Annotated in this window: 9 protein-coding genes; 3 read left to right on the forward strand and 6 right to left on the reverse strand. The window is 68.1% G+C overall.

All coding sequences use genetic code 11. The annotated features are described in order from the left end of the window. Nucleotides 1-803: endonuclease NucS (nucS, locus tag VM681_07245; protein ID HVL87778.1), on the forward strand; the 803-nt coding region annotated here is incomplete at its 5' end. On the opposite strand, the gene VM681_07250 is transcribed toward nucS, so the two are convergent. Both VM681_07250 and VM681_07255 read right to left on the reverse strand, forming a co-directional pair. Next, entirely contained in the window at nt 739-1,413 is a 675-nt protein-coding gene (locus VM681_07250; protein ID HVL87779.1) for a DUF429 domain-containing protein, read from the reverse strand. The two genes, nucS and VM681_07250, sit on opposite strands and share 65 nt — an antisense overlap. 2 nt (nt 1,414-1,415) lie before the next feature. Continuing rightward, the gene (locus tag VM681_07255; GenBank protein ID HVL87780.1) at nt 1,416-2,207 is read right to left on the reverse strand and encodes a peptidylprolyl isomerase; all 792 of its coding nucleotides are present in this window, start codon (nt 2,205-2,207) and stop codon (nt 1,416-1,418) included. A gap of 247 nt (nt 2,208-2,454) precedes the next feature. Between VM681_07255 and VM681_07260 the strand changes: the two genes are divergently transcribed. After that, a complete protein-coding gene (locus VM681_07260; protein HVL87781.1) occupies nt 2,455-3,171 on the forward strand; it encodes a hypothetical protein in 717 nt (238 codons plus the stop codon). 16 nt (nt 3,172-3,187) lie between these two features. Continuing rightward, nucleotides 3,188-4,105: a hypothetical protein gene (locus tag VM681_07265; GenBank protein ID HVL87782.1), complete on the forward strand. Its 918-nt coding sequence runs from the start codon at nt 3,188-3,190 to the stop codon at nt 4,103-4,105. Here the strand turns inward: VM681_07265 and VM681_07270 are convergent. The 4 genes from VM681_07270 to VM681_07285 form a co-directional block, all read right to left on the reverse strand. Beyond that, on the reverse strand, nt 4,102-5,010 hold the full coding sequence (locus tag VM681_07270) for a YihY/virulence factor BrkB family protein (protein HVL87783.1): 909 nt from the start codon (nt 5,008-5,010) through the stop codon (nt 4,102-4,104). The genes VM681_07265 and VM681_07270 overlap by 4 nt on opposite strands. A gap of 62 nt (nt 5,011-5,072) precedes the next feature. Continuing rightward, on the reverse strand, nt 5,073-5,738 hold the full coding sequence (locus VM681_07275) for a hypothetical protein (protein HVL87784.1): 666 nt from the start codon (nt 5,736-5,738) through the stop codon (nt 5,073-5,075). 22 nt (nt 5,739-5,760) lie between these two features. Beyond that, complete coding sequence (locus VM681_07280) at nt 5,761-6,204, reverse strand: hypothetical protein (protein ID HVL87785.1); 444 nt, start codon at nt 6,202-6,204, stop codon at nt 5,761-5,763. A gap of 148 nt (nt 6,205-6,352) precedes the next feature. After that, on the reverse strand, nt 6,353-6,787 hold a 435-nt coding region (locus VM681_07285; GenBank protein HVL87786.1), incomplete at its 5' end, for a hypothetical protein.

Raw genomic sequence — 6,787 nt, forward strand, 5'->3', positions numbered from 1 at the left:
CCTTCCTCCAAGCCGAGCTCGGGCGCGGCATCGTGACGCTCGTGGGCGTCTGCGAGATCGACTACTCGGGCCGGGCCGAGTCGATGCTCGCCATCGGCGAGCGCATGGTCCTCTTGAAGCCCGACGGCACGCTTCTCGTGCACACGCCCGAGAAGCTCAAGCCCGTCAACTGGCAGCCGCCCGGCTGCGCCCACGCGGCCGCCATCGAGGACGGACGACTTGTCGTCACGAGCTCGCGCAAGAAGCCGCCGGAGACCGTGCGCATCGTGCTCCACGAGATCGACACGATCGGCGTCGTGCGCTTGCGCGACGACGAGGAGCTCCTTCTCGTGGGAAGCGAGGACGACCTGCAGCGCCTCCTGCATCTCCGACCCGACCTCGTCGAGCCGGGGTTCCGCCCCTGGGCGCGCGAGCGGCAGAGCCAACGCGGCCCCATGGACGTCTACGGCGAGGACGCGCGCGGCAACCGCGTCGTCGTCGAGGCCAAGCGCCGCGCGGCGGGGATGAAGGAGGTCGAGCAGCTACGCCGCTACGTCGAGAAGGAGCGCCAAGCGCGCGAGGGCAAGGTGCGGGGCGTCCTCGTCGCGCCCTCGGTCTCCGACCGCGCGCGGCGGTACTTGGCCGAGCTCGACCTCGAGTTCAAGGCCGTGGACTGGGACGCCATCCTTCCCGCCGTCCGCGAGGTGAAGGAAGCGGGGCAGACGACGCTTGGCGCGTTTGCGCCAGCAGCCCAACCCGTTAGCCCCAAATCTCCATCCGAAGCCCGCGCGCGTCCCGCGGCGGACGCTCGGGAAAGCGCCTAGAACGGTCCGGCTTGCGCGCGGCAAGTTCGGCGAGCGCGGCCGCGTCCAAGAGATCGTCCACGCCTGCGCCCCGCCGGCGCGCGTCGGGGAGGTGCTCCTCCAGCCATCGGCCAACGCGCGGGAACGGCGCTTCGAGCGCCTCCAACCGCTCGTTGCGTCCTTCGCGCGTCTTCTTGTAGTGGCGCGCGGGGCGGCCAAGGAGCGTGGCGAAGGCAAGCTCGGGATGCGCTTCGACGACGCGGCGCTGGAGCCTTGGCTTGATGACGGCGTCCACCTCCACGATCTTGGGGACGAGGTTGCGCGTTTGGGCCGACAGTTTACTGCGCATGTGCGCAGTAAAACTCAATTGCGCGCGGGAGGGCGGCGAGAAGACGCTGAGGCTCCGTGGATAGCCCAGCGCGCGCCGCGCCTCGCGGTCGCACGCGCGCCCGCCGTCCTCCGGCGCATCGAGGAGCCCGATGGGCATGTCGACGGCAGCCGGCGCGCCGCGCGCAAGCTGGAGGACTTCCGAGAACGCGGGCGCGACAACGGGCGCGCGCAGCGCGTCGCCTCGCGCGCAAACGGCGACCCACCCGCCGCGGCAACCGTCGACGCCAAAGGCGCCGCGCATCGTCAGTGCTTGTGCCCTTCGTGGCCGGGTTTGGCCGGCGGCATGCCCGAGGGCGTGGCGCTCTTGGGCACGGGCGCGCCGGGCTCGGCGGCGCGAGTAGTCGTTTCCTGCGTGACCGCCTCGGGCGGGAGGTACTCCTCGACGAAGCGGATCTTCGTGAAGCCGCCGAACTGGCGAAGGTCGGAGACGATGAGGAACTTCGTGGCGTGCCACCGCCCGTCGTACTTGCAGCCGTCGGGCAGCGTGGCCTCGAGTTCGGTGCCGCGCGCGTTCAGCAGGAACCCGGCGCTGCGGCCCATGCCGTAGATGGCCTCCACGATGGCCTTCGCCTTCTCCTCGGGCGCCGCAACCTCCTCGGTGATCGTGAACTCGTACTTGACCTTCTTTCCGGCCATGGGGGGGTTGAAGTCGACGCGCACGCGGCCGGGCGTGACGGTGACGACGGTGCCCGCGCGGTCCTCCATGCGAACTCGCATGCCCACGTGGGGGTGCACGTCGCGCTTCTCGAACTCGCTGGGCTTGAACGTCTGGATCTTCGCCGGGTCGCGCTCGCCGAAGCCCTCCTCGGGGCCGAACTCGACGCTCGCGCGCTCGCCGACCTTGGCCGCAAGGAGCGCCTTGTCGAAGCCGGCGACGACGCGGCCCACGCCGGCGACGAGCGGAACGGGCCCGTAGATCATGCCCTCGCGGTGCATGCCGGCTTTCTTGGCCGCGGCCTCGCTCGTCGTGTCGAAGAGCTCGCCGTCCGCCCAGGCGTCGTAGTCGACGCGCACGATGGAACCCTTGGCGACCATGGGGATCAGGCCACGACATTCGCCGCGGCTTTAAGTAGGTTGCGCGACCGCCAGAACGGCAGTAGGCACGTCTGAAAAGAGAAGGCTCGACCGTCAGCGCCCTTTGGCGCCGGCGCGTACAGAAAGTTCGGAAAACGGCTATCTTCTTCCGCGACGACGTCACGCCGGCGAACTGACGCCCGGATTGTGAGAGCGGAACTCTCTGGGCGTCGCTCGCAGGCTTCCGACGGACCCTGAAATCGAAGCGGTGAACAAGATGAGAGCCAAAACGCTTTTGAGTGATGATGGGCGCTTGCCCGGTTGGCGCGTGAGCATGGCAGCTATGGTTCTGCTCGCTTCCTTGAGTGGGCTCGGCCAGTCGATAGCGCTTAGCGCGCCGGCTGATTCCTGTACGCTTGCGGTAGAGGAGACGCTGGCGGAATTCAGGAAGTGGGACGAAGCCATTCCGATCGAGGTCGCGCGTCCGCGCATCCATGCAATCAACGGCGCATGTGCAGATCCCGCGTACAGTGCATCCGCCGACGATGCCGATGCCGTAATCAAGGGCGTCGTTGGGGGAATCGGCGACGCAATCAGTGCCGTCGGCGACAAAATTTGCGGGGGAACAGGCGTGACGGCTATGGGATGGGCCGACTATGTCCACATCGCCGGCAACCCTTTCCATCTGGCAAACAGTCCCGCGTCAAGCGAATCCAACTGGTTTGATGCGGGTGCCAAGAAAGTTTGGCTCGGATACGCTCGCTCGATCATGGACGACTTCACCGGCACCGGAACTTGGGATCAGCCGGTCTATCGGTGGTTCTGGATGGACCTTCCTATGGGCGGCGAGGCAAGCACATCGTCGTCGTGCACGCTCGGAATTGTGACGTCAACCTCGTTTGCGCTAAGCGGGAATGTCCTTGGCCTCGGCGGGAACATCCTGCGTGTTTCGGCCGGAGGAACCACCTGTTTGGTTCCATGTTAGCTCTGTGAGGCTGAGGATGAAGCGACACTCACTCGTCGGCGGATTCCTGGCACTTGCGGTCGTCGCGAGTGGATGCCTGTCAACGCCAGACGTCCCGCTGACGCAAGACGATGAAGAAGTCGCAGACTCGGTCTCGTTTGCGCTTCATGCAGATGAAGTGTCTTCACCGTCGGGCGCATGGATCGTGGAACTGCGCGTCCTGGATGAGGGCGCGCTCAACGTAACGCTTCGCATCGACCATTCCCGACCAGATTCGGAAACATGGACCGCCTGCGGACTCATGAGCTACGAGCTCACCTCCGCGCATGGGTCAATGGCCGTCAAGCAGGAGTGGTCGATCTCTCAAGGACATGCCGTCGTCCTTCGAGCTGCCGGACAATCTCGGTCGGTTGAAAACCGCGCCGCCACGGAATCCCTTACGCTCATCGTCGATAGCACCATGACGTACGACAATCGAGTAGGCCCAGATGATCGGGTTCGCCTGGTACTCGGTGCCGGGGGTGATTCCCCGAATGCTTCCATCGAAGTCCGCGCCTCAGACGGCGCCTCCTTCGAGATTGCAGAGAGGCTCGCTTCTAGCTTCGAATGCGGCTCCAACCTGTGGCATTCCGAAGGCACGGTCGCGGCGGTCGGCGTGGGCGGAATCCATCCGACGCTCATCTTGGACGCTTCCCTGACGTTCCGCACGGTTGGCCAGACCACGGCCACGTACCTTGTCGCCATGCCTTCGCTCAATCCCAACATGCCTGGATCGGGTGTTTGCAGCACGCAACTGGCGTTCAATGGGCTCGCAATCAGCCGCAACGAAAACAAGCTCGACCATTGCATTCACGACTATGCCGGCCCAGGGGGCGAGCTGACCTTGTCCGTAGATCGGCTCGTCGCAAACGGGCCGTACGTACGATATTGGGTCTTGGACGAGCCTGTGTCTTAGCCGGTCGTGAGCCGCGCGCCCCGCGGCCGCCCGTGCCGCCCGATCGCGGGCGCTTGCCCGCGCGCCGCCATGCTCGCCTGCACGTACTCGGCCCCAAGCAGCAGGACGGTCGCGGCGACGTACACCCAGAGCAGGATGACGACGAGCGAGCCGGCCGCGCCGTAGGCGTCGGCAAAGCCGCTTCGCCCGAGGTAGAGGCCCAGAAGCTCCTTGCTCACGACAAGAAGGGCGGCCGACAGGATCGCCCCGCCCCACACGTCCCGGAAGCGAAGCTCCACGTCGGGAAGGTAGCGAAGGAGGGCCGCGAACAGGAGCGTGAGCGTCAGAAGCGAGAGGAACGCGTTGGCAAGGAACCAGCCCACGGGATTGTCCGTGGGCGCGGCGCGCGAGAGCGCAAGCAGGCTCGTGATGGCCGTCGTGACGGCAAGGCTCGCGAGGAGGAGGAAGGCGAGACCGAGGAACAGCGTGAAGGAGGCGAAGCGGTCGCGCAGCGTCCGGACGAACGACCGATGGCGCGATTCGACGTTCCAGACGCCGTTCATGGCGTTCTTGAGCTCGCCAAAGACGCCCGAGGCGCCCACGAGAAGCAGCAAGACGCCAAGGACGCTTGCCACAAGGCCCGTGCCCGGATCGCGCGCCGAGACAAGGAGGCGGTCGACGAGCGCGGCGCCCTCGGCGCCCACGAGCTCGCCCACGGACGAGACGAGGCGCGCGCGCGAGTCGTCGGGACCAAAGACGACGCCGGAGACGGCCACGAGGACGACAAGGAACGGCGCGAGCGAGAAGATCGTGTAGAAGGCAAGCGCGGCCGCCCGGCGGGGTCCCGCATCGTCGAAGAAGTCTCGCACCGCGGCGCGCAGCGTGGCCAGGCGACCGGGCGGAGGGTTTGCAAGCCAGCGGAGCATCGTAGGAACTCGGCAGCCCGCGGCCAAAGCGCGAGCGCCAGGAACGTCCGTGCGGCAGACGGTCAGCAACGCGCGCGGTGGACAAGCCCCGCGTCGCCGCGCGCGCCGTGGATGGAGCCCGATGGGTCCTGCACGATGTCGCGCCAGTTGCGGTCGTCCGGGTCGCGCGTCACGGGCACGCCGCCCACGCGCGTGGCCGAGTCGACCTGCGCAAGCGCGACGGCCACCACGCTTGCGCCCCCGCACGTCCACACCTCGCCCAGGATTCGCACGGTGGCGTCGCGCGCGGTGAACAGGGCGCCGGAGGATTCGACCTTGCCCTGGAGGAGGACATACAGGGTGCGCTCGCCCGCGGCGCGCGTGCGCTCCCCCTGCTCCTCGGCCGGGTCGAACCGCACGCCAAGCTCCGCGGCGCGCTCGCGGATGCGCTCGCGCACGCGGTCGCGAAGATCGGGAAGCGAGAGCGTGAGCGTCGTCTGGATCGTCGTGAGCGACAGGCTCGCGGGATAGCCGCCGCGCGCGCCGTCGTCGACGTACGCGAGCGTCTGCGTGGCGTGCCCGGGGGCTTCGCTGCGCGGGGCGGGGTCGGAGATGGAGGCGTCGGGCTTCCACCCGTGCCGGGAAAGGAGGTCCTCGGGAACGGCGGCCGCGCGGAAGTTGGCCGTGCACCCGGCCAGGAGCACGACGGCAAGGACGGCAAGGACGGCAAGGACGAAGGCGCGTCCCATGTCCGAGCCTATGTCGGGCGGTTTACCTAAGCGTGCCGGAACCGCCCGGAAGCGCACCCACCGTCCGAAGCGCGTACGACGCCGGGAGCTTGGCCTCGTCCACCACGAGCACGAAATCGTACGCGCCGGCCGCGGGATCCACGCGGCGCTCGCCAAGCGACACCGCGTAGGCGTAGCCGGCCGGGCCCACGTATTCGCGCACGATCCAGCGCGCGCCATTGGGGTCGGAGAACTCGAGCGTCTCGCCCGTCGCCGCGAGGCTCGCGACGTCGGCCCCGGGCGCGGCCGCAAGGACGGCGGCCGGGCGCCCCGCGAGGAAGCCCAGGGGGCCCACGAGGTCGACGCGCCCCACGAGCAGGCGCAGCGAGCCCTCGTGCTCGAGCACCGCAAAGCTCGCCTGCTCGCCGGGAAGCGCAAGCGTGGCCGGCGAGGCCAGGACAAGGGCCAGGACGAGCAGGCGTCGCATGAGGTTGCGGGCGTCCCGTGGGTATGACTCCTTTGTGGCAAGCTTCTCTTCGCGCGATCCTCTTCGAAAGATCCTCTTCGAAAGATCCTCTTCGAAAGGTTCTCTTCGAAAGGTTCTCTTCGCCAAGAAAAAGGCCAAGGCCGCAGGGTCAGGCGAGCGCCGGAACGGCGGTATACGTCTCGGAGGGACCGCCGTGGTAGAAGACGCTCACGTAGAGCGCGAAGCTCGCCTGGACGGCGGCCTTTCCGGACACCTCGTACCGCCATACACCCAGCATGTCCGTCACCGGGGAGACAAGGACGCGCACGGGGCGGTCGGGCTCCAGGGGCGAACCCTGCGTGTTCGAGAAGCGCCGGCCGTCGTCGGAAACGCCCAGCGGGTCAAGCGCGGAGGCGCCCGGCGGCAGGAGGGAGAGATCGAGGTCGCCCGCGGCGCCCGTCCACACGAGCTCGGCCAGGACGGCGACGGCGCCTTCCCGCACGGGGAACTCGCCTCGCGCGCCCGTGCCCGAGGTCAGTCGCGGGTGCGCGTGCTCGGTCGGGGCGCCGACGGCAAGCGCGATCTCGCCGGGGAACACCAGGAC

It is taken from the genome of Candidatus Thermoplasmatota archaeon (assembly GCA_035541015.1).
In the GTDB taxonomy this organism is placed as follows: domain Archaea; phylum Thermoplasmatota; class SW-10-69-26; order JACQPN01; family JAIVGT01; genus DATLFM01.

Excerpts from the sequence above, each read along its gene's own strand:
- VM681_07250 (HVL87779.1), bottom strand. The coding sequence starts at position 1,413 with ATGCGCGGCGCCTTTGGCGTCGACGGTTGCCGCGGCGGGTGGGTCGCC.
- VM681_07265 (HVL87782.1), top strand. The coding sequence starts at position 3,188 with ATGAAGCGACACTCACTCGTCGGCGGATTCCTGGCACTTGCGGTCGTC.
- VM681_07280 (HVL87785.1), bottom strand. The coding sequence starts at position 6,204 with ATGCGACGCCTGCTCGTCCTGGCCCTTGTCCTGGCCTCGCCGGCCACG.
- VM681_07275 (HVL87784.1), bottom strand. The coding sequence starts at position 5,738 with ATGGGACGCGCCTTCGTCCTTGCCGTCCTTGCCGTCCTTGCCGTCGTG.
- VM681_07270 (HVL87783.1), bottom strand. The coding sequence starts at position 5,010 with ATGCTCCGCTGGCTTGCAAACCCTCCGCCCGGTCGCCTGGCCACGCTG.
- VM681_07255 (HVL87780.1), bottom strand. The coding sequence starts at position 2,207 with ATGGTCGCCAAGGGTTCCATCGTGCGCGTCGACTACGACGCCTGGGCG.